The organism is Olleya sp. Hel_I_94 (assembly GCF_007827365.1).
In the GTDB taxonomy this organism is placed as follows: domain Bacteria; phylum Bacteroidota; class Bacteroidia; order Flavobacteriales; family Flavobacteriaceae; genus Olleya.
Window position 1 is genome coordinate 270,683 of sequence record NZ_VISI01000002.1, and the last position, 25,534, is coordinate 296,216.

At 30.8% G+C, this 25,534-nt stretch carries 23 protein-coding genes and 1 other RNA gene; 11 read left to right on the top strand and 13 right to left on the bottom strand.

The window, feature by feature from the left end:
* Positions 1–52: 52 nt before the first annotated feature.
* Positions 53–724, bottom strand: a complete 672-nt coding sequence (locus tag JM82_RS04230) for a ZIP family metal transporter (protein ID WP_145001496.1) — start codon at positions 722–724, stop codon at positions 53–55.
* An 8-nt stretch (positions 725–732) separates the two neighbouring features.
* Entirely contained in the window at positions 733–1,464 is a 732-nt protein-coding gene (locus tag JM82_RS04235; RefSeq protein WP_145001497.1) for a class I SAM-dependent methyltransferase, read from the bottom strand.
* 169 nt (positions 1,465–1,633) lie between these two features.
* On the opposite strand from JM82_RS04235, the gene JM82_RS04240 reads away from it, so the two are divergent.
* Together JM82_RS04240 and JM82_RS04245 are read left to right on the top strand one after the other, a co-directional pair.
* The gene (locus JM82_RS04240) at positions 1,634–2,797 is read left to right on the top strand and encodes a class I SAM-dependent RNA methyltransferase (RefSeq protein WP_145001498.1); all 1,164 of its coding nucleotides are present in this window, start codon (positions 1,634–1,636) and stop codon (positions 2,795–2,797) included.
* Positions 2,797–4,431 carry a sulfatase-like hydrolase/transferase gene (locus JM82_RS04245; protein WP_145001499.1) on the top strand — a complete coding sequence of 545 codons (1,635 nt, stop codon included), beginning with the start codon at positions 2,797–2,799 and terminating at the stop codon, positions 4,429–4,431. Before JM82_RS04240 ends, JM82_RS04245 begins: the two co-directional genes overlap by 1 nt.
* Here the strand turns inward: JM82_RS04245 and JM82_RS04250 are convergent, their stop codons facing one another.
* From JM82_RS04250 to rlmD, 3 genes are read right to left on the bottom strand one after another with little or no spacing between them, the layout of a single operon-like run.
* The gene (locus JM82_RS04250) at positions 4,432–5,187 is read right to left on the bottom strand and encodes a DUF6048 family protein (RefSeq protein WP_145001500.1); all 756 of its coding nucleotides are present in this window, start codon (positions 5,185–5,187) and stop codon (positions 4,432–4,434) included. It abuts the gene before it with no gap.
* Positions 5,153–5,671 (bottom strand): DUF6452 family protein, encoded by a 519-nt coding sequence (locus tag JM82_RS04255; protein WP_145001501.1) that lies wholly within the window; start codon positions 5,669–5,671, stop codon positions 5,153–5,155. The genes JM82_RS04250 and JM82_RS04255 overlap by 35 nt, the downstream gene beginning before the upstream one ends.
* Before the next feature lie 12 nt (positions 5,672–5,683).
* Positions 5,684–7,096: a 23S rRNA (uracil(1939)-C(5))-methyltransferase RlmD gene (rlmD, locus tag JM82_RS04260; RefSeq protein WP_145001502.1), complete on the bottom strand. Its 1,413-nt coding sequence runs from the start codon at positions 7,094–7,096 to the stop codon at positions 5,684–5,686.
* 185 nt (positions 7,097–7,281) lie between these two features.
* Here rlmD and rocD point away from each other — a divergent pair, with 185 nt between their 5' ends.
* Positions 7,282–8,562 carry an ornithine--oxo-acid transaminase gene (gene rocD / locus JM82_RS04265; protein ID WP_145001503.1) on the top strand — a complete coding sequence of 427 codons (1,281 nt, stop codon included), beginning with the start codon at positions 7,282–7,284 and terminating at the stop codon, positions 8,560–8,562.
* 70 nt (positions 8,563–8,632) lie between these two features.
* Here rocD and JM82_RS04270 read toward each other — a convergent pair whose 3' ends face one another.
* The gene (locus JM82_RS04270; protein WP_145001504.1) at positions 8,633–10,429 is read right to left on the bottom strand and encodes a T9SS type A sorting domain-containing protein; all 1,797 of its coding nucleotides are present in this window, start codon (positions 10,427–10,429) and stop codon (positions 8,633–8,635) included.
* Positions 10,430–10,638: 209 nt separating this feature from the next.
* Here JM82_RS04270 and JM82_RS04275 point away from each other — a divergent pair, with 209 nt between their 5' ends.
* Both JM82_RS04275 and JM82_RS04280 read left to right on the top strand, forming a co-directional pair.
* Entirely contained in the window at positions 10,639–10,848 is a 210-nt protein-coding gene (locus JM82_RS04275; RefSeq protein ID WP_145001505.1) for a hypothetical protein, read from the top strand.
* The gene (locus tag JM82_RS04280) at positions 10,848–11,408 is read left to right on the top strand and encodes a Smr/MutS family protein (RefSeq protein WP_145001506.1); all 561 of its coding nucleotides are present in this window, start codon (positions 10,848–10,850) and stop codon (positions 11,406–11,408) included. The genes JM82_RS04275 and JM82_RS04280 overlap by 1 nt, the downstream gene beginning before the upstream one ends.
* On the opposite strand, the gene JM82_RS04285 is transcribed toward JM82_RS04280, so the two are convergent.
* The gene (locus tag JM82_RS04285) at positions 11,405–12,361 is read right to left on the bottom strand and encodes a hypothetical protein (protein ID WP_145001507.1); all 957 of its coding nucleotides are present in this window, start codon (positions 12,359–12,361) and stop codon (positions 11,405–11,407) included. The genes JM82_RS04280 and JM82_RS04285 overlap by 4 nt on opposite strands.
* 112 nt (positions 12,362–12,473) lie before the next feature.
* On the opposite strand from JM82_RS04285, the gene JM82_RS04290 reads away from it, so the two are divergent.
* Both JM82_RS04290 and JM82_RS04295 read left to right on the top strand, forming a co-directional pair.
* Positions 12,474–13,613 (top strand): cysteine desulfurase family protein, encoded by a 1,140-nt coding sequence (locus tag JM82_RS04290; protein WP_145001508.1) that lies wholly within the window; start codon positions 12,474–12,476, stop codon positions 13,611–13,613.
* Positions 13,614–13,651: 38 nt separating this feature from the next.
* Positions 13,652–14,443: an alpha/beta fold hydrolase gene (locus JM82_RS04295; RefSeq protein ID WP_145001509.1), complete on the top strand. Its 792-nt coding sequence runs from the start codon at positions 13,652–13,654 to the stop codon at positions 14,441–14,443.
* A gap of 74 nt (positions 14,444–14,517) precedes the next feature.
* On the opposite strand, the gene JM82_RS04300 is transcribed toward JM82_RS04295, so the two are convergent.
* The 5 genes from JM82_RS04300 to JM82_RS04320 all read right to left on the bottom strand — a co-directional run bounded on the left by JM82_RS04300 (position 14,518) and on the right by JM82_RS04320 (position 21,766).
* Positions 14,518–14,904, bottom strand: a complete 387-nt coding sequence (locus tag JM82_RS04300) for a DUF2306 domain-containing protein (protein WP_145001510.1) — start codon at positions 14,902–14,904, stop codon at positions 14,518–14,520.
* A gap of 98 nt (positions 14,905–15,002) precedes the next feature.
* Complete coding sequence (locus JM82_RS04305; RefSeq protein ID WP_145001511.1) at positions 15,003–16,688, bottom strand: hypothetical protein; 1,686 nt, start codon at positions 16,686–16,688, stop codon at positions 15,003–15,005.
* An 11-nt stretch (positions 16,689–16,699) separates the two neighbouring features.
* Positions 16,700–17,599 carry a hypothetical protein gene (locus JM82_RS04310; protein ID WP_145001512.1) on the bottom strand — a complete coding sequence of 300 codons (900 nt, stop codon included), beginning with the start codon at positions 17,597–17,599 and terminating at the stop codon, positions 16,700–16,702.
* A 1-nt stretch (position 17,600) separates the two neighbouring features.
* Entirely contained in the window at positions 17,601–20,066 is a 2,466-nt protein-coding gene (locus JM82_RS04315; protein ID WP_145001513.1) for a carboxypeptidase-like regulatory domain-containing protein, read from the bottom strand.
* Between the two features lie 11 nt (positions 20,067–20,077).
* Positions 20,078–21,766: a M23 family metallopeptidase gene (locus tag JM82_RS04320; RefSeq protein ID WP_145001514.1), complete on the bottom strand. Its 1,689-nt coding sequence runs from the start codon at positions 21,764–21,766 to the stop codon at positions 20,078–20,080.
* 175 nt (positions 21,767–21,941) lie between these two features.
* Here JM82_RS04320 and JM82_RS04325 point away from each other — a divergent pair, with 175 nt between their 5' ends.
* The 4 genes from JM82_RS04325 (at position 21,942) to rny (ending at position 24,350) form a co-directional block, all read left to right on the top strand.
* Positions 21,942–22,232 carry a hypothetical protein gene (locus JM82_RS04325; protein ID WP_145001515.1) on the top strand — a complete coding sequence of 97 codons (291 nt, stop codon included), beginning with the start codon at positions 21,942–21,944 and terminating at the stop codon, positions 22,230–22,232.
* 15 nt (positions 22,233–22,247) lie between these two features.
* On the top strand, positions 22,248–22,541 hold the full coding sequence (locus JM82_RS04330) for a cell division protein ZapA (RefSeq protein WP_145001516.1): 294 nt from the start codon (positions 22,248–22,250) through the stop codon (positions 22,539–22,541).
* Between the two features lie 59 nt (positions 22,542–22,600).
* Positions 22,601–22,727: non-coding RNA, 6S RNA (gene ssrS / locus JM82_RS04335), on the top strand.
* Positions 22,728–22,778: 51 nt separating this feature from the next.
* The gene (gene rny, locus JM82_RS04340) at positions 22,779–24,350 is read left to right on the top strand and encodes a ribonuclease Y (protein ID WP_145001517.1); all 1,572 of its coding nucleotides are present in this window, start codon (positions 22,779–22,781) and stop codon (positions 24,348–24,350) included.
* 30 nt (positions 24,351–24,380) lie between these two features.
* On the opposite strand, the gene JM82_RS04345 is transcribed toward rny, so the two are convergent.
* Entirely contained in the window at positions 24,381–25,520 is a 1,140-nt protein-coding gene (locus tag JM82_RS04345) for a sensor histidine kinase (protein ID WP_145001518.1), read from the bottom strand.
* Positions 25,521–25,534 lie beyond the last annotated feature (14 nt).

A 25,534-nucleotide genomic window follows, 5' to 3' on the forward strand; every position in this document is an offset into this window, starting at 1 on the left:
AAATCTTTCTTGATATGATTTCAAATTTATAAAACAGAAAACCTCTATTATTTTAAATTAAATAAGCAATTACAATACCTAAAATAATGGTACTTAGTTTTGCTAAATTAAATTTATGACCTTCGCTACTTTCAAATAAAATGGTAGTACTAATATGTAAAAATATACCAATAACTAAGGCAGAAACTTCGTAATAATAGTTTTCAAAAAACTGAAATTGTGTTGATAAAAACACACCTAAAGGCGTCATTAAGGCAAACAATAATAAAAATAAAATAATTTTATTTCGACTTAAATTAGACGCTAAAAAAAAGGTTGATAATATAATAGCAACAGGCAATTTGTGGATAATAATTCCGTAAATTAAGTGATCATGAGCTTCTATTGGAATGCCTTCTAAAACACTATGGATACTTAAACTAATAAATAATAACCACGGAAACTCTACACTGTTTTTATTAATATGCACATGACCATGCTCTGCACCTTTAGAGAAAAATTCTAAAATTATTTGCAACAAAATACCAATCATAATAAACAACCCAATAGGCTTGCCTTGACTATTATAAACTTCTGGTAAAAAATGAAATACAGTTATAGATAATAAAAAAGAACCACTAAACGCTAGTAGTAATTTAAGATTACGGTTATGTTTTGGTTTAAAAATTAGGACAATTAAAAAGCCTAAAACAACAGCGATAATTGGTAATAAAAAATTTTTCATGTCCTTAATTATTTAAAAATCATGATTAAACGTTCGGACGTTTTTTTATGAAACTTACTAAGCTTATAATCTCCAAAAACATCTAATAAATAAACACCAGCTTGCTCAAATAAAGCTTCAAAATCTACTAGACTAAACGCTTTAACACGTTCTTGAAATTGGTAGTCATCACCTTCAAAACTAAAGCTAATGTCTTTAATTATGTAGCCATTTTCCACACGTCTTTTTTGTAAAAAGTCAATCCCTTCAACCGTTTTAGTATTTTCAGGTACTAAGTTTTCAATAATATATTCGGTATTCATAAAGTCAATAACACCAAAACCAAAATCGTTTAAATTAGCTTTAATCGCTTTTATCGTTGCTAAATTATCAGATTCGTTTTCAAAATATCCAAAACTGGTAAATAAGTTAAACACAGCATCAAAAGTTTCGCCAAAAGGCTGGCACATATTATGTACCTTAAAGTGCAAGCTATCGTTTTCAAATTGTTTTGCATAATTGATACTGTTTTCAGACAAATCTGCACCAACAACATCGTAGCCAATGGAGTTTAAATACACAGCATGACGACCTTTTCCACAAGCCAAATCTAAAATTTTTCCTTGTTCCGGAATATTTAAATAATCCGTTAAATTAGACATAAAAGCCTCAGCTTCAGTATGATCTCTGTCTTTGTAAAGTATGTGGTAAAATGGACTATCAAACCAAGATGCGTACCATTTATTTTCGTTTTTATTCATATATTATTTTTGGGGTTTAAACTTCCGCTTAAGCTCCAGTTTAACAGGCTCTCGCAACTCGCTCTCTGCGAGGAGCTCAAACAAATTGCTCCATCCTTAACCCATTTATTTATAAAGGTTATATTTCCGACAAAAATAGAGTATTTTTGCAAGGTAATAGACGAAAAGAATGGAAGAAAATTTCAATATGGTTGCCAAAACTTTATTTGGCTTTGAAGAGTTACTATCAAAAGAGCTTAGACAACTTGGCGCACAGAACATTAAAATAGGTGTGCGTAATGTTAGTTTTTCTGGTGACAAAGGGTTTATGTATAAAGCAAATTTAGCTTTACGAACAGCCACTAAAATATTAAAACCAATACATAGTTTTAGGATTAAAACTGAGCAAGATTTATACGATCAAGTTTACAAAATGGACTGGACGCCTTATTTAAAGCCTACAGGTACTTTAGCAGTAGATGCAACAATAAACTCGACCGTTTTTACACACTCGTTATATATTGCTCAAAAAACTAAAGATGCTATTGTAGATAGATTTAGAGATGATTCAGGAGAGCGTCCAAGTGTGGATTTAAAATTTCCGGATGTAAAAATTAATGTTCATATAGATAGAGAACAATGTAATATCTCGTTAGATTCTTCTGGAGATTCCCTACACAAACGTGGTTACAAATTAGCAACTAACATTGCACCAATTAACGAAGTTTTAGCAGCAGGAATTATTATGTTGTCAGGTTGGGACGGACAATCAGATTTAATAGATCCTATGTGTGGTAGTGGTACCATTTTAGCTGAAGCAGCAATGATTGCATGTAACATACCACCAAATTTAATGCGAAAAGAATTTGCTTTTGAGCGTTGGAACGATTGGGATGTTGATTTATTTGAAAAAATAGAGGAATCGTTAATTAAAAAAACTAGAGATTTTCATCATAAAATAATTGGTTACGATAAGTCTCCAAGTGCAGTAGCTAAAGCTAAAGAAAACATTGCAAATGCACATTTAGAAGATTTTATAACCATACAACACGAGGACTTTTTTAAGACCCAAAGGGGAGGAGAGGCTAAACTGCATATGGTATTTAATCCGCCTTATGGAGAGCGTTTAGATATAGAAATGGAAAGTTTTTATAAAAACATTGGAGATACTTTAAAACAAAATTATCCTAATACCAATGCTTGGTTTATTACTTCAAATTTAGACGCCTTAAAACATGTTGGATTACGACCGTCTAGAAAAATTCATTTAATGAATGCAATGCTAGACTCGCGTTTAGTTAAATACGAAATTTACGCAGGTAGTAAAAAAGGAAAGTACATGGATAAAGACTAATGGTAAATGCATTAACTAAAAATATCACATCGCTATTTAAGTTAGCAAGTATTATTAGCATCCCTTACTTTGGACTGATTTTATTAGGTTTTTTTGTAATACCAGAAAGTCTTATTTATATAAAAGAAGTTATTGGGTTTGGGTTTTTGACGCTTATTGTTTTTAGTATTACAGTTATATTTAGTAGTAATAAAATGAGACAATTTTTAAGTCTAGTTTTTTTAACGTTACTGTCATTTTTAGTATTTGTAAAGCTTAGTTTTTATCACAATTATGGTGTAAAAATTAGTGCTTCGGCACTTTTTGTAATTTTTGAAACAGACACGACTGAAAGTTCTGATTTTTTATCAAATTACTTTGATGGATTTGTATTTGGTCTAGCCATTCTATTTTTAATAATAGTACCTATATTGGCTAAATTGTTATTAAATAAAACTAATATTTCTGGACGATTTAGATATATAAGTGTTTTAGCTATTAGTACAGTTGTCGCTTCAAGTTATGCTATAAACAAGCGTTTTGATGCTGAAAATATTGTTGTAACCAGTATTACAAGTTATTCTGAGTTTATTAGTTTACGTAAAGATTTAAAAACAGATTTAGCTAAGCCTGTTTCTAACTATGTTAATGTGACTAAAATTGACACAACAGCACAAACACATGTTGTAATTATTGGAGAGGCGACTTCAAATTGGCATATGCAATTGTATGGTTATAACCGACCAACCAACCCTAAATTATCTAAAATTAGAGAACAGCTAATTGTTTTTGATAGTGTTATTTCTCCTCATGTACACACAGTAATGTCTTTGGATAAGATATTGACACTTTCTGATATGCAAGCTCCTAATAAAAAAAATAATACGTCTATTGTGCAATTGGCAAATGCTGCAGGATATGACACCTATTGGATTTCTAATCAAAGACCAGTAGGTTTGCATGAGCGTATCTCGTCAATTATCGCTAATGCAGCCAAGGAAAAATATTTTGTCGCTACGGATAATTCTGATGACATTATTTATGATGAAGCGCTTTTACCAATATTAGATAAAGTATTAAAAAAGCCTAGTAAGCAAAAAATAATATTCCTGCATCTAATTGGTACGCATGGTCGTTATTCTAGTCGTTTTCCTGAATCGTATAATTACTTTAAGGATAATAGTTTAAATTCTAAATTTAAGCATGACAAAGCATTTAAATTAATTAATGAATACGATAATGCGATTAGATATAATGATAATATAGTTAATTCAGTTATTGATAAAGTTAGGCAGCAAAACACAAATAGTTTTGTCCTTTACTTTTCTGATCATGGAGATGAGTTATTTGATACTATAGATTTTATTGGTCATAATGAATATCAAGCGACTAGACCAATGTACGAAGTACCATTTATAGCATGGTTATCTGATGAATATAAATTAGATTTTAATCCAACCAAGCAATATAATAACTTTACAAAGCGTGCTTATAATTTGGAAGATTTTATCTATAGCTTCGCTGATTTGGCTAAAATAAGATTTAATCAAATGGATAGTACTAAAAGTATTTTTAGTGACCGTTTTTTTAGAAAACCGAGATTAATCAGGGATAATGAAGATTATGATTTAAGACTGAAAACACTAGAAAATTAATTATTCTATTTCCTTTTCCTCGTCTTTCTTTTTAACAGCTTTAGATTTATTCTTTTTAAATAAAGGTATTAAATAGGATACACTGTAGCCATATCCAACACCAATACGACCAGAATCAAAAGTTTTATTAAAGCCTGGAACAAATAAATTTTCAAAACCAACAGGTTGATCTTGCGTTATCATACCTTTTAGTTGTGCATTTATTCCAAAATATAAGTTGTTTAAAACTTCGGCTTTAATACCAATAATCAATTCAAACCATATGGCAGACAGTCCACTGTATTCTTCTGTTTCTGTACTAGAAAATTGAGGTTGCCAATATTGATCAGTGTTATATATGGTGTAATTATTTCTGGTTTGACTAAATGTACTTGCACCAAGTCTAAACCCTGTATAAATCATGTTGTCTAAACCATCCCAGTTGTTATGCATATTATAATCAACACCTGCTTTAAAGTAACTACCTTTAGCAGTAACGCTTAAATAATCATTAGATGTGATTTTTTCTTCAGTACCAATTTCTCCAGCTAAAAACCAATCTCTAGTAAGTCTGTAATCCGCGTTTAGTTCAAACCCAGAATAATCATCATCTAAAGCAGTTCTAATTAATTTACTAGCGTCAGTTCCTATTCTTAAACCGTATTTTAACTTGACTGTATCTTTTTTAATAGTAGGATCTTCTTCTTGTGCTTGCAGCGAGAAACATAAGCACAATAAAAGACTAATGGTTAAAGTAATAGTGTGTTGTTGTTTCATCTTCAATTGTTAAATTATCGTTTTCTGGTTGCGCAAGTATTATCCAATTTCCGTCTGTTCCACCATCTATTGTTACGTCAACGTTTTCATAGATAGTTTTGTAACCACAAGCTCTAGAGACATATATATCTTTACGGTCATAAGTTATAGTAACTGTATCTGTGTTACCTGAGGTAATATTACCATCTTCATCTAAAACCGTATTATTTGTTAAAAAAAATGTAGTAGTATCTGTGTCTGTACGTAGCGGTAAAATTAATTCATCTACATCAACAACACTATAACCTGGTAACACATTGTCGTTATCTAAACCAATAACGTATAAATCATTTACAGTTTTTGGGTTTTCTGGTAAAGCATTATTAAAAAAGCCAATAACTAAGCTAGGTGTTGTAGGTGTGGTTTCTGGACACAAATCGTCACGTTCGCAAGTCAATAGACTTATACAACATAATGTAAGTAGTATTAATTTTATTTTTTTCATAAACTTTAAAAGCTATTTCTTTTCTAAAAGTACAATATTTTCAACATGGTGTGTTTGCGGAAACATATCTACTGCTTGAACTTTAGTAATAACATAGTGTTCTTTCATTAAAGCTAAATCTCTTGCTTGTGTTGCACTATTACAACTTACGTATACTACTTTTTGAGGAGCAATATTTAATATTTGTTGTACCACGTCTTTATGCATACCATCTCTTGGAGGATCTGTAATTATAACGTCTGGATGACCATGTGTTTTAATAAATTGTTCATTAAATACATTTTTCATGTCTCCTACAAAAAACTCACAATTTGTAATATTATTGCGTTTAGCATTTTCTTTTGCAGCACTAATAGCATCTGGAACAGCCTCGACACCAACTACTTTTTTAGCTTTTTTAGACACAAATTGTGCAATGGTACCTGTACCTGTATATAAATCGTAAACTAGCTCGTCTCCATTTAAATTGGCAAATTCACGAGTTAATTTATATAATTCAAATGCTTGATTAGAATTAGTTTGGTAAAAAGATTTAGCATTAATTTTAAAAGTTAAACCTTCCATTTCTTCAAAAATATGATCTTCACCTTTATAACAAATCACATCTTGATCGTAAATAGTATCATTAGCTTTTTCGTTAATGATATATTGTAACGAAGTGATTTCTGGAAATGTTTCAGCAACATAATCTAATAATAGTTCACGTTTAGCTTTATCTTCTTTAAAAAACTGAATAACAACCATAATATCCTTAGTTGATGATGTACGAATCATCATGGTACGAAGCAATCCAGTTTGATTTCTAGTATTAAAAAACTCCAGATTATTTTTTATTGCAAAATCTTTAACAGCATTTCTAATCGCATTAGAAGGATCGGCTTGTAAATGACACTTTTTAATGTCCAAAATTTTGTCCCACATTCCTGGAATATGAAAACCTAAGGCATTTCTGTCTCCTAAGTCTTGATCAGATTGGACCTCTTCTAAGGTTAACCATCTAGAATCACTAAAAGAAAATTCCATTTTGTTTCTGTAAAAATATTGTTCTGCAGAACCTAAAATAGGTGTTACTTCAGGTAAATCTAAGTGACCTATCCTTGTTAAGTTATTGGTAACTTCTTTTTGTTTGTAAAACAATTGATGCTCATAACCCATGTCTTGCCACTTACAACCACCACAAACACCAAAATGTTGACACTCTGGAGTAGTACGTTTATCACTAAGTTTATGAAACACGGTAGCTTTACCTTCAAAATAAGCCTTACGTTTTTTAAATGTTTGTACATCGACAATATCTCCTGGTACTGCATTAGGTAAAAATATAACGCGTCCATCAGGTGCTTTTGCTACAGTTTTACCTTTTGCAGCTGCATCAATTACCTCGACATTGGTAAATATTTGTTTTCTTGTATTTTTTCTAGCCATGTGGCAAAAGTACTTTCTTTTTTATTAGTAAAAAACTACACACAATAATTTTAATTAGCAAGTTATATTTATTAATTTGCAACTTCTTAGGGATGATTTCTCTCCCACGCTGAATTTTCGAGCTTTCGAAAGGATAAAGGTACAGAAGGAATGGCTACTTTATAACTTTTTAAATATTAAAAAAAATGGCTGTTTTAAACCAATTAACGTCGCAAGAAGCGATGGACTTAGAAAACAAATACGGAGCACACAATTACCATCCATTACCAGTTGTATTAAGCAAAGGTGAAGGTGTATATGTTTGGGACGTAGAAGGAAAAAAATATTATGATTTTTTATCTGCATACTCTGCAGTTAATCAAGGACATTGTCATCCAAAAATAGTAGGAGCAATGGTTAAACAAGCACAAACATTGACGTTAACATCACGTGCTTTTTATAACGACATGTTAGGTAAATTTGAAAAATTTGCAACCGAAACCTTTAATTACGATAAGTTATTACCAATGAATACAGGTGCCGAAGCAGTTGAGACTGCTTTAAAACTATGTAGAAAATGGGCTTATGAAGTTAAAGGAATTGACGAAAATGAAGCTGAAATTGTTGTTTGCGAAAACAACTTTCATGGTCGTACGACTACAATTATATCATTTTCTAATGATCCTGTAGCACGTAAAAACTTTGGACCTTATACTAATGGATTTATTAAAATTGAATACGATAATCTTCAAGCTTTAGAAGATGTATTAACAAGTAACAAAAATGTTGCAGGTTTCTTGGTTGAGCCAATCCAAGGTGAAGCTGGAGTTTATGTACCAAGTGAAGGGTATTTAGCAAAAGCAAAAGCATTATGTGAAAAACATAACGTTTTATTTATAGCAGATGAAGTGCAAACAGGTATTGCTAGAACAGGACGTTTATTAGCAACTTGTGGTAATTGTACTTGTGCAGACAAACATTGTTCTGGAACACCAGAAGTAAAAGCAGATATTTTAATTTTAGGAAAAGCGTTATCTGGTGGTGCATATCCTGTAAGTGCTGTATTAGCAAATGATAATGTAATGAATGTTATCAAACCTGGTAACCATGGTAGTACATTTGGAGGTAATCCTGTTGCAGCAGCAATTGGTACTGCAGCTTTAGAGGTTATTAAAGACGAAAAACTAGCACAAAACGCTTTTGATTTAGGAGAATTATTTAGAGCTGAATTATCTAAATTTATCGAGACCTCAAATATTGTAAACTCGGTTAGAGGTAAAGGGTTGCTTAATGCTATTTTAATTAACGATACAGAAGATAGTGACACTGCATGGAACATTTGTATTGCTTTACGTGATAATGGTTTATTAGCTAAACCAACACACGGAAACATTATTAGATTTGCTCCACCTTTAGTAATGACTAAAGCGCAATTATTAGATTGTGTTAGTATTATTACAAGTACTTTAAAACAATTTGAAAAGTAATTTTAATACTTTTTGAAATAAAAAAAAGACTGTCATTGACAGTCTTTTTTGTTTAGTATAATATTTTAATCTATTTATTAGAGATGATTACTTTTTTACTAATAGTACTTCCATCTTTAGTTTCTATTTTAGTAACATAAACACCATCACTTAAGTTTTTGGTAGAAAAAGTAACTCTTGTTTTGGTTTCCATATCTGATTTGTCAAAAATCTGCTTTCCAGTAATATCAAAAAGTTTAACCGATTTTAATGCAATAGCATTAGGGTTTTTAATAATTAGTTGGTTTAAATTATTTTCTTGAAGAATTACAAACGAAGCTTCATCAAATGTTTGGTTAGATAATGTTTGTGCTTCTTGAAAAACAATCTCAAAACGTTCATTATAGTTTCCTTGTGGTAAGTTTACTTCAAAGTCTTGCACTTTTAGGTTAACGTAAAGGTTTTGTACTTTATCACGTAAAAAAATAGGTTGTGAACTTTCAAAATTTTGAATATCAAATATTCTAAACCTAATTAATTGTTGATTATCTAGTTTAAGACCTATAGGTATAGTCAATTCAACTTCAAAGTTATCTGCTTTAGTATTGTAAGCCTCTTCATTTTGTATCCAATTAGCATCAGTATTTAACGCAGAAAACACCTTACTTTCCAAACCATAATCAAAATTAGGTGTTGCTGTTTCATGAAAGTTATGTAGTAACTGTCTAGTATAAAGATTGTTAAAATCAATATTTAATCTAAATCTTTTATAATCTGAAGGTAGTATTTGTAATCCATTACTATCGTACTGGATTTCGTATACTTGGTCTTCATTATTTGTTTGATTTTGGACTGAGGTTCTATAAAACTCACTGTTGGTTGCAGATTCTCTGTAAAAAACACGATGACTATCAGAGGTTAAAAGTGAGCCAGTAGCTGCACCTTTTACCATAAAGCCTTGTCCAATTGGTATATAGCGTCTGACTTGTTTTCCTGATGTTGACGAAGTACCTGTAGTATTTAATGTTCCGTCAGAATTGTAAGCGTTAAAGGTTGGAGGTACATAAGATCCAACAGTTCCGGAAGCGGTAATGGTAAATGACCCATATCCACCTCTGTAAGCCTCTAAAATATGAGAGCTTATCGCTTGGTCTTGTTCCCAAAAATAAAGTGTACCAGAGTCTAATAAAGGCGTATTATTAGCGTCATGTATAAAAGCACGAGCATCTAGAGCTGAAGGATAAGGGTTACCTATTAAGGTTTCTTGTCCTAAAACAACAGCTGTATTAATTTCTCCTTCGTTAGGTTTACCTCTAAAATCATATTGCTGACCAGCAGCAGCAGTTGAGCCTATGGTTCCTTTCATGGAAAAACCATATCCAGCATTTACTGTTCCTGATTGACCTACAAAATCCCAATCGCTATAGGCAGCTCCTGGATTATATTTCCAAAGCCAATAACTTTCTATATTTAAAGGACTACTTGTACCATTATAACCAGACGTACTGTAACCTGCTAAATTACTGTTGGTTAAATCTACAATATCAAAAATGTTTTGATTGGGTATAAAAGGAGCGTTTCCAGTGCTATTTGTAGCAACATTTCCGACAGGAGAGGACCAATAATTATAAGCGTAATTATTTACAGTACCTTCTTGATAAACACTAAGTCTACCTAAGCCAGAATTACCAGTATTACCAGCACCTTGTATTATTTGTGCTTCATTACGTAAATATAGGTTGGAGTTTACTTCTTTTAAATTAATATCATCCTCGACGTAAATTACTACGTCATTTCCAAAAATGTACGAATCGTTTCTAACCGTAAGCTGCGCAAAGGATTGTTGGCCGAATAAAGTTAGTATTAATAGGTAGAAAGTAGGTTTCATATTCTATTTTTTGACAAAGCTAAAGATTTAAGTTAAACTATTGTTACAATATAGTTTAATTTAACATTGTTATTTGTTCATTATCAGGTTTTTAAAGGTGTAGTTTTTTTCTGTCTTTTTTAATAAATCAGTTAGTATTTAGACTGTGTTTTTTTATCAAGAAATAAATAAAAGTTTAAATTTGCGACATATAACTTGAATACTAAACTATGTTTAAATCGCCTAAAATATATTACTTTTTAATTGTAATTGGTGCTGTAGTAGCGATATATGCTAATGCCAATGAGGAACAAAATATTCTGATATTAATTATTGGAATTATTGTTTTGATGTTTGGTCTTTTTAAAGTTCAGGCTACCATACCTAGTAAAAGGGAAAAAGAATCGTTTGTTGAAACGGAATCAAGTGACGAAAAATAATGAAATTTAAAATAGGAGATACAGTAGATGTTTTGGATGATGTTTTATCTGGAATTGTAACCTTAATAGAAGGAGATGTTATTACTATTGAAACCAATGAAGGTTTTGATTTGGATTTTAATGCTTCAGAGCTAGTGAAAATTAAATCTTCTACGTTGAGAGATAATATTTTTGACTCGGCTTCCATTAACGAAGTTTTATCTGAAAAAACTGAGAAAAAGCGTCATTCTACCACAAGAGTTAAAGCTAAAGAGCGTTATCAACCTACCATGGAAGTAGATTTGCATTTGCACCATTTAGTGGATAATGAAAGAGGCATGACAAGCTACGACAAACTGTCAATACAGTTAGATACTGCAAGACAACAATTAGAATTTGCGATAAGAAAACGCATCCAAAAAATTGTTTTTATTCATGGCGTTGGAGAAGGTGTCTTAAAAATGGAATTAGAAACCCTATTTAGCAGATACGATAACGTAAAGTACTATGAAGCCGATTATAAAAAGTATGGTTTAGGTGCAACAGAAGTATATATCTTACAAAACCCAAATACAAATTAAATAAATGGTGGTGTTAAGGTTCTAGTAGTTGATAAAAATGAGTCCTCTAAAGTTCCAAAAACAGTTTCTTCATATAATATTGTAGGAAACTCAACACCTTCTAAAAATAAAGTTATAGTAAATGTTTGTGTGATAGTGTGACTTCTAAATGATGTTGGTGCATTATCGTTGGTGTAATCTGGATTTAAATAATCTGCAACTGTGCTACTACCTGAAACATCATTAGTTGGATTATTATCAAAAGAATTAATTTCTTCGTTTCTAGTTGGTACACCATCACCATCATCATCACTATCTAAATAGTTAGGGATATTATCTCCATTAGGTAAATCTAAATCAGTATTTGTAGCACTTAAATTTAATTCGGCTAACGTCATACCTTCAACATAATTAACCCCTTCACTAATTGTCAAGACGTTGTCTCCATCATCGTCTGCATCTAAAAAGTTAGGTAAACCATCTTCATCTGTATCGTCATCATAAAGGTTTCCGTTACCATTTAAATCTTCTAATGCTGCAGGAATACCATCATTATCATCCTCCAATAATTCCATTGTAAAATAGGCACTACCACTACTTGCTGTAAACTCTTCAGTTATTTGTATCCCACTTGGAGGCACGTCGTTACAAAAAAAGTTAGAAGGATTACTGGTATAACTTCTAAATTTAAACAAATTAGCGATACTAAAATCAGTAGTTTGTTCAGCTACTAAACTAAGTAACAAAGCATTGTCTGGATCGGCTTCGGTTTCAATTAAATCCACAATTGTAAAACCAGGTTCTGTAAGTTGTATGGATAAGGTTTCGTTAGGATCCGTTTTTACTTTGTAAAGTACTAAATCACCACAAGTTTGAAAGGTGTCTCCAAATTCTAACTCAGTAGTTATAATATCTCCATCATCACATGATAAAAAGCTTAAAAACAAGGTAAATAAAACAGAAATTTTACGCATTATAATTTAATTTTGAAAGACAAAAATAATAGAATTGTCAAACTTATAACGCTGCTTAAGGCAATTAATTTTATTTAAACTATTTTTGTGCCCATTAATAGCAAAATTCTCAATGAAACCAGTATATTTTGATAGTGCTGCCACAACGCAGTTAAGACCAGAAATAATAGAAAAAATGACGCAAGTCATGCAACAATGTTATGGTAATGCTTCCTCGACACATAGTTTTGGACGTTCTGCCAAAGCAATGATTGAGCAAGCTAGAAAGACGGTTGCTAAATATTTAAATGTGTCTGCATCAGAGATTGTTTTTACATCAGGAGGTACAGAAGCAGATAATTTAGCCTTATTAAGTGCTGTTAGAGATTTAGGTGTTAAAAAAATTGTTACTTCTAGGATTGAGCATCACGCAGTGTTGTATACAGTACAACAATTGGAAAAAGAATATGGTATTAGCGTAGATTATGTAGATTTAGATAATCATGGTCATGTGGATTATAAGCATCTAGAAAGTTTATTACAATCATCCCAAAAGACTTTAGTCAGTCTTATGCACGTCAATAACGAGGTTGGTAATATACTAGATATGGATAAAGTTAGTAAATTATGTAAAGCTAATAATGCCATGTTCCATAGTGACACTGTACAATCTGTTGGTCATTACAAGTTAGATTTACAAGAGTTAGCAATAGATTTTATGGCAGTTAGTGGACATAAGTTTCATGGACCAAAAGGTGTTGGTTTTGCTTTTATAAGAAAAAACTCAGGATTAAAACCTTTAATTTTTGGAGGAGAGCAGGAACGTGGTTATCGTGCAGGCACAGAAGCGGTACACAATATTGTTGGTTTAGAAGAAGCTTTAAAATTGTCCTATGAGAATTTAGAAGTAGAAAGAGCCTATATTACTGACCTAAAAAAATACTTTATTGAAAAGTTAGTTTTAAACTTTTCTGGAGTGTCATTTAACGGAAGCAGTGCAGATTTTGATAAAAGCACTTATACTGTTTTAAACGTTTGTTTACCAATAGCACCAGAAAAAGGACCAATATTATTGTTTCAACTAGATTTAAAAGGTATTGCCTGTTCTAAAGGTAGTGCCTGTCAAAGTGGAAGCGCTAAAGGTAGTCATGTATTATCACAGATTTTATGTGATGAGGACATGCAAAAACCTTCAATAAGATTCTCTTTTAGTAAATACAATACAAAGGAAGAAATAGATTATGTTATTGAGGTGTTAAAAGAATTTATTTAAGAATTTTTATATTGTACTTTTACAATTCAAAAAAATAATTGCTAAACTACTCAACATATTTACATTCTCATTCTAATGAATGGGTCACTTTTGTTCATGGAGCAGGAGGAAGCAGCTCTATATGGTATAAGCAAATACGAGATTTTAAAGCCGAATTTAATGTGCTTATTCTGGATTTACGAGGTCATGGTAATAGTAAACCTAAGTTAAAAGATGCATTTAATACTAAATATACTTTTGATTCTATTACTAATGATATTGTTGAAGTTATAGATTTTTTAAAAATTGAAAGCTCGCATTTTGTTGGAATATCTTTAGGTACAATATTGATTAGAAACATAGCCGAAAAGCATCCTTCTAGAGTTAAAAGTATGATTATGGGTGGTGCCATAATGAAACTTGATTTTAGATCTCAAATACTTATTAAAGTAGGCGTGATATTTAAAAGCGTGGTACCATACATGTATTTATACAGACTGTTTGCTTTTATAATTATGCCAAGAAAAAATCACAAAAAGTCAAGATTACTTTTTGTTAATGAAGCAAAAAAACTATATCAAAAGGAATTTGTCAGGTGGTTTAAATTAACCTCTGAGTTAAATCCATTATTACGTTTTTTTAGAGCAAAGGATATTAAAATACCGACGCTTTATGTTATGGGAGCAGAGGATCATTTGTTTTTACCTTCAATAAAAAATATTGTAAATAAACACTCGACATCTATTTTGTATGTTGTGGAAAAATGTGGTCATGTGGTAAATGTGGAGCAACCTTTACTGTTTAATAAAACAAGTTTAGATTTTATCAAAAATAGGGTAGAAGCTATTTAATTGACATTACCTTTTATTTATTAGTTTAAATTGGATAATACTCCTATTCCTTTTTCTTTTTAGAGCTTATGTTTTTACCCAAATAATAAGCTATGCATATAGCGACCAGGCATAAACGTAAACGTTCCAGCAATAAGTATTGCACCAACATATAGTCCTATCATTTTAAATTTATGACGTTTAACATTTCCTTTTTTAATGGCTATATAAGCTGTTGGGACAGTGTAAATTGTTAAAAAACTAAACAGGTGTATCCATCCAAAATGGTTTAAAAACCTTGAACCAACAAAAGCAGGCATAAACAAAGTTATAATAGCTGTAAATAGCATTAGTAGCATGTAGATTCTGCCTATTATTTTATGAGTGTTAGTTCCTTTTTTAAAAATAAAACTAACTGTTCCTAAAACAAAAGCAGGAAGTATAGTTGCTAGATGAAGGTACATTAAGGTAGTGTAAGACATGGTTTTTGGTTTTGTATATCTCAAATGTACTACCAATACTATTTGTAGAATAATAGTACTTACTCAATTGTAACTTTTTAAGGCTAGACTGTAATTTGTTATTTAAAACTAATACTATCTAATATTAGCAACGCACTATTTAGATATTTTTTAAAGCTTTTATCTAATGCAGAATATTTATATTGATAATAGTGTCCATTATTTTGAAAATACATAACAATGACTTGGTGTGTTTCAGTTTCAAATTCATGGATATATACCGTTCCTAAGTGATTGTTTACTTCTTTTAATGACGCATTATAAATTGATACCACATCTTTATATTGTTTAATTTGATTATCAACAAACGTGTTAAATGGTAAAGCTTTTGTATTTAAGTTATGTTGAAAAACAGACACAATGGTTTTAAAATGATTGTCATTTGGTTGTATTGGTGTATAACCAACATAACCATGATGAAACACCTCGAACCAATCATGAGGTTTAGTAATCGTAAAGTTTTGATTAGCTTTAAACGCTTCAATTTTGGATAGATTAGTAGAGCTTGTTTCTTGATTATTGCTTTGACCAGAAACTTCTTTAGCTATATCATAAACCATATTTGGACTGTATTCACCATAGTTAACTATATATCTACCGTCAGATTTAATGATGACAAAACTACCATAAGGAATTTGGTATTTAAAAAACAGATTTTTAAAAACAGATGCTTCGTCTTTAATCCAATTTATATTTTTTTTATTGCGGTATTTTATGTTTTTATCATCTTTAAAGACCCAAAATTGATTGCAATCGATAATTGTATTAAGTTGTTTTTGATAATCAGGGTTATATATATAAGCTCTACTTTCGCTATTTAAATCTTTATTTGGAGCATCACCAGAGTTGTAATTTATAACAATATAATCTTTAAAGGTATTTTGGGTTTTTGAGATTTTGTTAATATAGTTTTTAACCGAGTCTATTTGGTGTTTTTTTAATACACCATAACGTCTTGCAGGATGTATCATCTTATAAAAAATGCTATCGCTTTCAAAATTCAATTCAAAATTTCTAGTACTATTATTGTTGTAATTTAAAAGGCTGTCAAATTCAGAAGGTTCTATTTTCTGTTTAAAGTCATAAGTGTAATGTTCTACTTTTTTAATGTCTTTTTTTATTTCTTCAGCGATTTCATAAACCATATCTTTATTATGCTCTCCATGTAACGATATAAAAGTTCCATCCGATTTGATAATCACAAAACTTCCGTAGGGAATTTGGTAATAAAAAAACAAGTTTTTAATAACACCTAAATCATCTTTTATCCAGAGTTTTTTATCCTCAAAATATTTAATATCTTTTTTTTCTTTATAAATAGAAAACTGATTACAATTTAAAAGTTTATTAATTTTTTTGACATAACCTTTATCGACAACATAACTTTTAGTGTCAGAATTAAACGCTTCATAAGGTTCGTTTCCAGAAAAGTAGTTAATAACAATATAATCTTTAAAGACGTTTTTTTTATTAGTTAGATAGTTTAAATACCCTTTTAAGGAATCTAAAACTATGGGATCTAATACATCAAATTGTTTTCTTGGATGAAACATTTTAATAATAGTACTATCATTTTTTCTTATTTCAACAACATTCTGATATGTGTCATAGTTAGAATATATTTTTTCAAATTCGTCTTTAGTTATTTCTTTTTTTAAATTAAATGTATAGTAATGTGTGTTTTTATCCTGAGCTAAACTGTAACTAGAGACTAGTATTGATAAAAGTAGTAGTACGGTTTTCATGGTATCTATTTTTAATTTCTTTTTAAAACGGTTTCACTCTGTTCTTTTAAAACAAAAGTATCACCATTAAATTTAAATAGGCATTTACATTCTTTTTCTAAGTTAAGATTCTCATCCAAAACTTCAATGTTTTCCTCTTTATTTTGTTCGCAAAAACAATCAGGACCACTTAAATCATCCGTTTGATAATTTACTGTTATGGTTTGATTGTTATTGTTATAATCTAGTATAGTATCGTACGATCTAGAATCTGTTGTGTATTCAAAATCTACTGTAAATACATCGTTTTCAAGATGCAAAAGTGTTATGTAATTATAAAAACACATACCACATGTTTTGACACTTCCTTGTAACAAATATTTTACCTTAGTGTTGGTGGTTAGTGTCTGTATGTTATCATAGCCATCAGGTTTAAATAGAGTACTATCACCTTCATCTGTATAAGTATCGTAAACTTTTTGGTATTCGGTGTTTTGTTTATAATAAATAACAGATATTCTGGATTGATAAGAGCCTCCAGATTTGGCATATAATACTAAATTATGCAGCTTATTATCGTCACTATTTATATAACTAATCTCATTGTACAATTTGTTTGTTAAATCAAAATCTTCAGTAGATTTCAAAATAAAAATAACATTAATTAAGGTTAATATTTTATGCTGAATGGTTTCAATAGCAGCATAAGCTTGCAAGGAATCGTTTATAACATCATCTGTATTTTCAAATGACTTAATATCAGTTTTGGATAGTCTTAAATCTTTAAATGAATACAAATCTCCATGAGGCGAAAGGGTTTCATAAATTTTTAATTGTTCGTTTAATTGGTCAATTGTTTGTTGTGCTAATTTGTTTTGAGAAATACAAAAGGAGCTACAAAGCAAAATGATTAAAACGAAGCAACTTTTCATTTTAAAAACGCATCGTGGTTCTTACATTAAAAACACGTGGTGTTAAATAGTTTGGTATAGCGTATTGACGTTTGCTATACACATCTCTTACCCAAGTATTAGTGATGGAATTTTGAACATTAAAGACATTAAAAATTTCAAATCCAAATGACAAATCTTTAAATGGTTTTTTCCAACCACTATCAAATTGCTTGTCTTTATCTACTAACACAAACTGAAAACCGATATCTGCACGTTTGTAGTCTGGTAATCTATTTTGAAACACATAAGGATCTGCATAACTTGGCGATCCACCTGGTAATCCTGTATTATAAACTAAGTTTAAATACATTTTCATGCTTGGTATATTAGGTACATAATCCTGAAACAATGCAGCAAATTTAAGACGCTGATCTGTTGGTCTAGCAATATAACCTCTGTCGTTAATATTCTCTTCTGTTTTTAGATACCCAAAACTAAACCAACTTTCGGTACCAGGAACAAACTCGCCATTTAATCTTAAATCTAATCCATAAGCATAGGCTTCAGCATTATTTGTAGCACGATATCTAATACGCACGTTTTCTAACGTATATGGATTAACGTCTGTAAGTTTTTTATAATACGCCTCACTAGTTAATTTAAAGGGTCTGTCCCACATTTTAAAGCTGTAATCGTTACCTAATACTAAATGTACAGATTTTTGAGCTTTAACGTTAGATTGTACAACTCCGTTTTGATCGCGTAACTCTCTGTAAAAAGGAGGCTGATAATATAAACCACCACTTAGTCTAAATAACATGTCTTTGTCCCAGTTTGGTTTTATTGCAAATTGCGCACGAGGACTAAAAACAGATTGTGATACGTCTTGATTGGTCCCTTGGTCGTTGACAGTCCAACTATGACTTCTAACACCAGCGTTGTACCAAACATCATGCTCTCCAATGGTGGATCTTTTACTCCATTGCACATAAGCTTGTAATCTACTTATGGTTGTATTGTTTCTGGCTTTAACATTTTGGTAAGCTTCTAATGGACCTTCATATGGCGTGTAGGGTTGGTCATTAAAAGCGTCCGAACTTGGTGGATTTATAGAAAATCCTGCCGAATCGATAACTTCCCATTCTACTAACCGATCTCTAATATCTTCATTAGTATACTTGACAGAAAATTTAAACTCGTTTTCATTTTTAGTATAAGTACCTTTAGCTTCTACATTAGTAATTAATGCATCTAAATCGTTACGACCATGATTTAATTGGCTACCAATACCTTCTGCAAATTCTACTTCACCTAAATTTTCGTCACCAATATTACTATTAACTTCTCCTAAAGCATATTGCGCTAAAATGTCAAAATATTCTTCTTCAGTAGTATGATAAGTAGAGGTTACTAAGGCTACAGATAAATCGTCATTTACATCGTAATTAGCACTTAAAGCACCAAAAAGCGTTTGGTATCTATCCTTTTCTTGACCTTGATATTGCACAATTAAGGCTTGAGGATTATCTAAGGTCCCAAAGTTAGTTTGTCTAGTTAATGGAATATAATTGTATTTATTAAGTGATGCATTACCTAAAAAGCTAACTTCTAACTTGTCTGTAAATTGGTAAGTTAAATAACTTTGCACGTCTGCAAAGGTTGGATTAAAATTAGTTTCGGTTTCTTTAGCATTTACCAATAAGCTATTATCTCTGTAACGTAATCCAACGATACTTGTAAATTTTGAATCTTTGCTAACGTTTTCTAAAGCGACACTTGCACCTAATAAACTGGCGTCAATTGCTACTGTGTTGTCTGTTGGTTTACGATATGTAATATCTAGTACAGACGATAATTTGTCTCCATATTTAGCTTGGAATCCACCTGCTGAAAAATCTACATTTTGTACTAAATCCGAGTTAACAAAACTTAAGCCTTCTTGTTGTCCAGATCTTATTAAAAAAGGTCTATACACTTCAATTCCGTTTACATAAATTAAGTTTTCGTCATAATTCCCACCTCTAACCGAGTATTGTGTGCTTAGCTCATTATTACTACTAACACCTGGTAATGTTTTAAGTAAATTTTCTACACCTGCTTGAGCACCAGGTATTTTTTTTAAGGTGGCTGGATCAATATTTACAATACCTTCCACATCCTTTCGTCTTTTTCCACTAATAACGACCGTTTCTATTTGCTCTACATTTTCTTTTAAAACGGGATTAAACTCTAATGTTTCTCCATTTTTTAAATTGAAGGTGGCAATGATATTTTTATGCGAAACATGAGAAAATATAATTTTTACATTTTTATTTGCAGGAATTTTAATTTCGAAAAACCCGTTGTCGTTGGTTTGCACTCCATTGTCATCACTTTTAATATTAACAGCATCAATGGGCTGATTAAATTCGTTTAAAATGACGCCTTTTATAGTTCCTGTTTGCGCTAAACAAAATAAAGGGAATAAAAAAGCTAGTAATCTAATGGTATAGTTAGGTTTGTCCAAGGGTAGGTGTGTTATTTTCTAAAAAAGCTTGCTTCAAATGTACTGCTATTTCCTACATTATCTGTTACAATAATTTTTAAATTGTTCTTAGTGTCTGTAACGACTTTATCATTAAAATCGTATGTTAAGGTTTTCTTTTTGTAATCATATTCCATTAAAATCCACTGACCATTTAAGGTTGCTCTATAGTTGGATATACCTGTATGTTTGTCGTCAATTTTAACTTTTAAAAAACGGTATTTACTTAACCACTGACCATCTTTAAAACTAATAGGTGTTATTGTTGGATTAACAGTATCTCTAGCTAAACAGTAAGTTCCTAAATTTTTAGTTCTAGTAAAAAGGATATTATCTTTTCTTTGGGTAGAGGAGTAGCTTAAAAAATTATTCCATCCAACTAATCTGGCAATATAAACTTGTTTTAAATCTTCCGGATTGTAATTACTTACATCGTAGCTTATGGTAAAATATTTTTTAGACGCTAGGTTGTTTTCGTGTAACTTTAAAGTATCACCATTAACTCTAAAGTCTATAAAAAAATCGTCATAAAAGGTCTCTCTAGGAAAGTCTACTTTTATATTTTGGTTTTCTAAAACGTTTGCTTCACCTGATTTGATGTAATAAGGAGATGTAAAGTTTTTAGAAACATCATTTGGTTGTTTATCTTCACCTTTAATGTTTATATCAATATTAGTTTCATTACCTTCAAAATCTGAGATTTTAACTTTATAAACGTTAGAAACAGTATCGTAAATAACTAAATACCCATCGTCAATCTTGTCTTTGTATAAGCTTAACGGGTTATTGGTGTCTAAAAATAATTTTTGAAGACGCTCTTTTTCATCTTTATAATGTGTGTAATCTATTAATCTATTTAGATGTTTAGTTTCGTCAAAAGAAAATTTTCTAAAATCAATTGTAAAATTTTGTGCTCCATTATAAAAGGTTTCAATTTTGTAAACACCATTTTTATTAGCAGCCAAATCTTGTTGATCTATAGTGTTAACAGCAAAGCCTATTTTTCCGTAAGCAGTTAAATCTTCTACTTTATAATCTCCATTTTTTTGAGGAATTACGCGCAGTTTTTGTTTTAAATTACTACCATTAACATGTGATAAATCATTTATCGGATAAGCATACATGCTTTTTACAATTGGCTTTTTACTGTCTTTAACTTTTAATCCAAATAGTAATGGATTAATAGGTCGTTCTTGATTATCTCTAATTTCAAAATGAAGATGTGGTCCACCAGAACCACCTGTATTTCCGGAATAAGCAAAGACCTCGCCTTTAGTAACTATTAAATCGTTGATGTCCGGAAATAATTCTATTTCAAAACTTTCCTTTTCATATTGATGCTTTTTTACATAGGCTTCAACCTTGTCAGAAAAACGTTGTAAATGTCCATGGACAGTAACATAACCATTAGGATGTGTAATATAAATAGCTTTACCATAACCGTAATGCGAAATTTTAATTCTGCTTATATAACCACTAGCAGCAGCATAGACACTTAAGCCTTCTCGTTGTTTAGTTTTAATATCTAATCCAGAATGAAAATGATTGCTTCTAAGCTCAGCAAATGTCCCTGATAAGACCAACTCTATATCCAAAGGAGACCTAAAGTAATCCTGTGGATAAATGTTTTGCGCAATAGACGATGTTGTTAAAAAAACGAGTAATAAAAGTATGTGTCGCATAAATAATTGGTTACTGCTAAAATATAAATTAGGTTTTAATTACCAAAGTAAAATCAAAGACTAAGCCATTTAATTGATAATGAGTTAAATTTAAGATATAATAAAAATTTATGAAAAATTAATTGCAAAGTGTTAAGGTTTGATTAACTTTGTAAGATAAGTATAGTATTAGTTAATGAGTAAGATTGAAACCATTGTTGATGCGCTAGAAAATAAAATTAGAAAGGTCTTATCAAGGCAACAAGTTTTAAAACTAGAAAACGCAAAGCTTAAAGAAGCTTTAGAACAATCACAATCTAAGATAGTTGCTAAGGATTTAGAATTAAAGAGTTGGCAAGAAAAGTATGACACTTTAAAAATGGCTAATACCATACTAGGCAGTGACAACGATAAACGAGAAACAAAGCTCAAAATAAACACATTAATTAGAGAGATTGACCATTGTATAAGCCAACTTTCTAGTTAATATTATATAGTTTTTATGGCAGACACGCTTAAAATAAAGTTATCTATTGCAAATAGAGTCTACCCATTAACTATTGTACCTAGTCAAGAAGAAGGACTGCGTTTAGCAGCAAAGAAGATAGAGGCTATGATTACCAAATTTGAGCAAAGCTATTCTGTGCGAGATAAGCAAGATGTTTTAGCCATGTGCGCTTTACAATTTGCTAGTCAAGTAGAACAGAAAGCCTTAGATAAAAACCATGTGGAGGAGCATGTTCAGGATAAGTTAGAAGCTTTAAATGACATGTTGCAATCGCATCTTAGTTTATAATACGTTCTTATAACATAACAATATTAGGTTACTGCCTACATTAATTATTTTTTTGATAAACTCAACGTTAATTCTTTAAAAAGGGTGAGTTTTAAGTTGTAAAAGCATGCTGCTAATAGTGATTTATCACTGTTTGGGCAGATCCTTGATCAGCTTGTTAGCCCTAAACTTGTTTTTAAGGAGTTTATACAAAACTAAATTAGTGTAGGCTTTTTTTATATACATAAACAATCAAAAATGGATAATACAATTTTAATTATAGCAGGTCTTGCTATTGGAGCCATAGTAGGTTTTATAATTGCTAAAGTGCTTGAAAAAAACAACGCTTCTAAACTTATTAAAGGCGCTAAAAAATCGGCAGCTAGCATTTTAAAAGAAGCAAATGTTGAAGGAGAAGGCATCAAAAAAGACAAAATACTTCAAGCAAAAGAAAAATTTTTAGAATTAAAAGCAGAACACGAAAAGGTAATCTTGTCGCGTGATAAAAAAATGGCTGATACAGAAAAACGTATCAGAGATAAAGAGTCTCAAGTATCTAGTGAGTTATCAAAAAACAAAAAACTAAATACAGACATAGAAGAAAAAGTAAAAGATTATAACCATAGACTTGATGTTTTAGAAAAAAAACAAGAAGAGTTAGATAGGCTACATAAAAGTCAAGTAGAGCAATTAGAAGTTATCTCTAGTTTATCTGCAGAAGAAGCTAAATCACAATTAGTAGAGTCTTTAAAAGGTGAAGCTAAAAGTGAAGCTATGTCTTACGTACAAGACAAGATGGAAGAGGCTAAATTGACTGCTCAACAAGACGCTAAAAAAATTATTATTAATACCATTCAACGTATAGGTACAGAAGAAGCTGTAGACAATTGCGTATCTGTATTTAACATTGAAAGCGACGATGTAAAAGGACGTATTATTGGTCGTGAAGGTCGTAATATTCGTGCAATTGAAGCTGCAACAGGAGTAGAGATTATTGTAGATGATACACCAGAAGCAATTATTTTATCATGTTTTGATTCGGTTAGAAGAGAAGTAGCCCGTTTATCATTACATAAATTAGTTACAGATGGTCGTATACATCCAGCACGTATTGAAGAAGTTGTTCAAAAAACAACTAAGCAAATAGAACAAGAAATTATTGAAGTAGGTAAGCGTACAGTTATCGATTTAGGTATTCACGGATTGCATCCAGAATTAATTAAAATGGTAGGTCGTATGAAATACCGTTCTTCATACGGACAAAATTTACTACAACACTCGCGTGAAGTAGCTAAACTATGTGGTGTTATGGCAGCAGAATTAGGTTTAAATCCTAAATTAGCTAAACGTGCAGGTTTATTACATGATATTGGTAAAGTACCAGATGCAGAAGCAGATATGGAAACACCACACGCTATTTTAGGTATGCAATGGGCAGAAAAATATGGCGAAAAAGAAGAGGTTTGTAATGCTATTGGAGCCCATCACGATGAAATAGAGATGAAATCTTTATTATCTCCTATAATCCAAGTTTGTGATGCTATATCAGGAGCAAGACCAGGGGCAAGACGTCAAGTTTTAGATAGTTATATCCAACGTTTAAAAGATTTAGAAGAAATAGCATTTGGATTTAATGGTGTTAAAAAAGCATACGCTATACAAGCTGGTAGAGAATTACGTGTAATTGTTGAAAGCGAAAAAGTAAGTGACCAAAATGCTGCAGACTTATCCTTTAGTATTTCTCAAAAAATACAAACTGATATGACTTATCCAGGACAAGTAAAAGTTACAGTAATCAGAGAAACTAGAGCAGTTAATATTGCTAAGTAGTTTTAATGTAGTTTAAATAAAAAATCCAGCTTATAGCTGGATTTTTTTTTGCTTTGGTATAATAATATTAAATGTAGATCCTACATCTTTAGTACTGTTTATGGTTATTGTACCTCCAAAAGCTTCTAATTGGCTTTTAATTAAATATAAGCCAACACCTTCTGCATCTTTGTTTTTATGAAACGTTTTATATAATCCAAAAACCTCGTTACCATATCTATCTAAATCTAATCCTAAACCATTATCAGTAATAGTTAACTCCAAATTGTCTTTTGTGCAATTAGATGATATTGTTATTTCCGGTTTACGATCAGGATGTTTATACTTAATAGCATTAGTAATTAAGTTGTGCATAATACTTTGGAAGTAGGATGAACTAAAACAAATGTTGCAATCATGCTCGACATTATTGTACAGTATAGTACTACTTTCGGCTATAAGATATGATAAATCGTTTACTGCTAAATTTACCTCACGACCAACAGACATTACATTACCCTTTATGTGCTTTTTAGATTGTACGCTTACATAATGACGTAGGTTAAGTAATGTTTTAGATAACGCCTTAGACACTGTTCTTAGGTGTCTAAACATCTCTTGTTTTTCCGCTTCTGAGTCTGCTTCATCATGAAATGTGATAATGCTTTCAAAATTGCTAGCGTATTCTTTTAAATTATGAGAGACGATATGTGCAAAACTTTGCAGTCTATTGTTTTGTACTGTTATTAAATCTATAGACTTTTTTAAGGAGCGTTCCGTTTCTTTTTGTTTGGTAATATCAGTGTGTGTCCCAATTATTCTGACCGGTTTACCATTATCATCATACTCAATAATTTTACCTTGGTCCAAAATCCATCTATAGGTATTGTCTTTATGCAGTATTCTGTGGATGTTTTTATATTCTGGATTGTCTCCATTAATATGATTATTGAAGTCTTCATAGTAATCATCAATATCATCTCTATGCACACGCTTATCCCATTCTGAAGCTTCAGAGCTTATTTCGTCTTCATTAAAACCTATAATTTGTTTGGATTCTTTTGAGTAAAAAACTTTACTTGTTTTAGAATTCCAATCCCAAAGTCCTATACCTGAATTTTGTAAGGCAAATTTCCATTTCAACTCCTCAAAAGTTGAATCTTCATTTTTAGCATTTTCATTGATCTTCATTTTAAACAGTATTT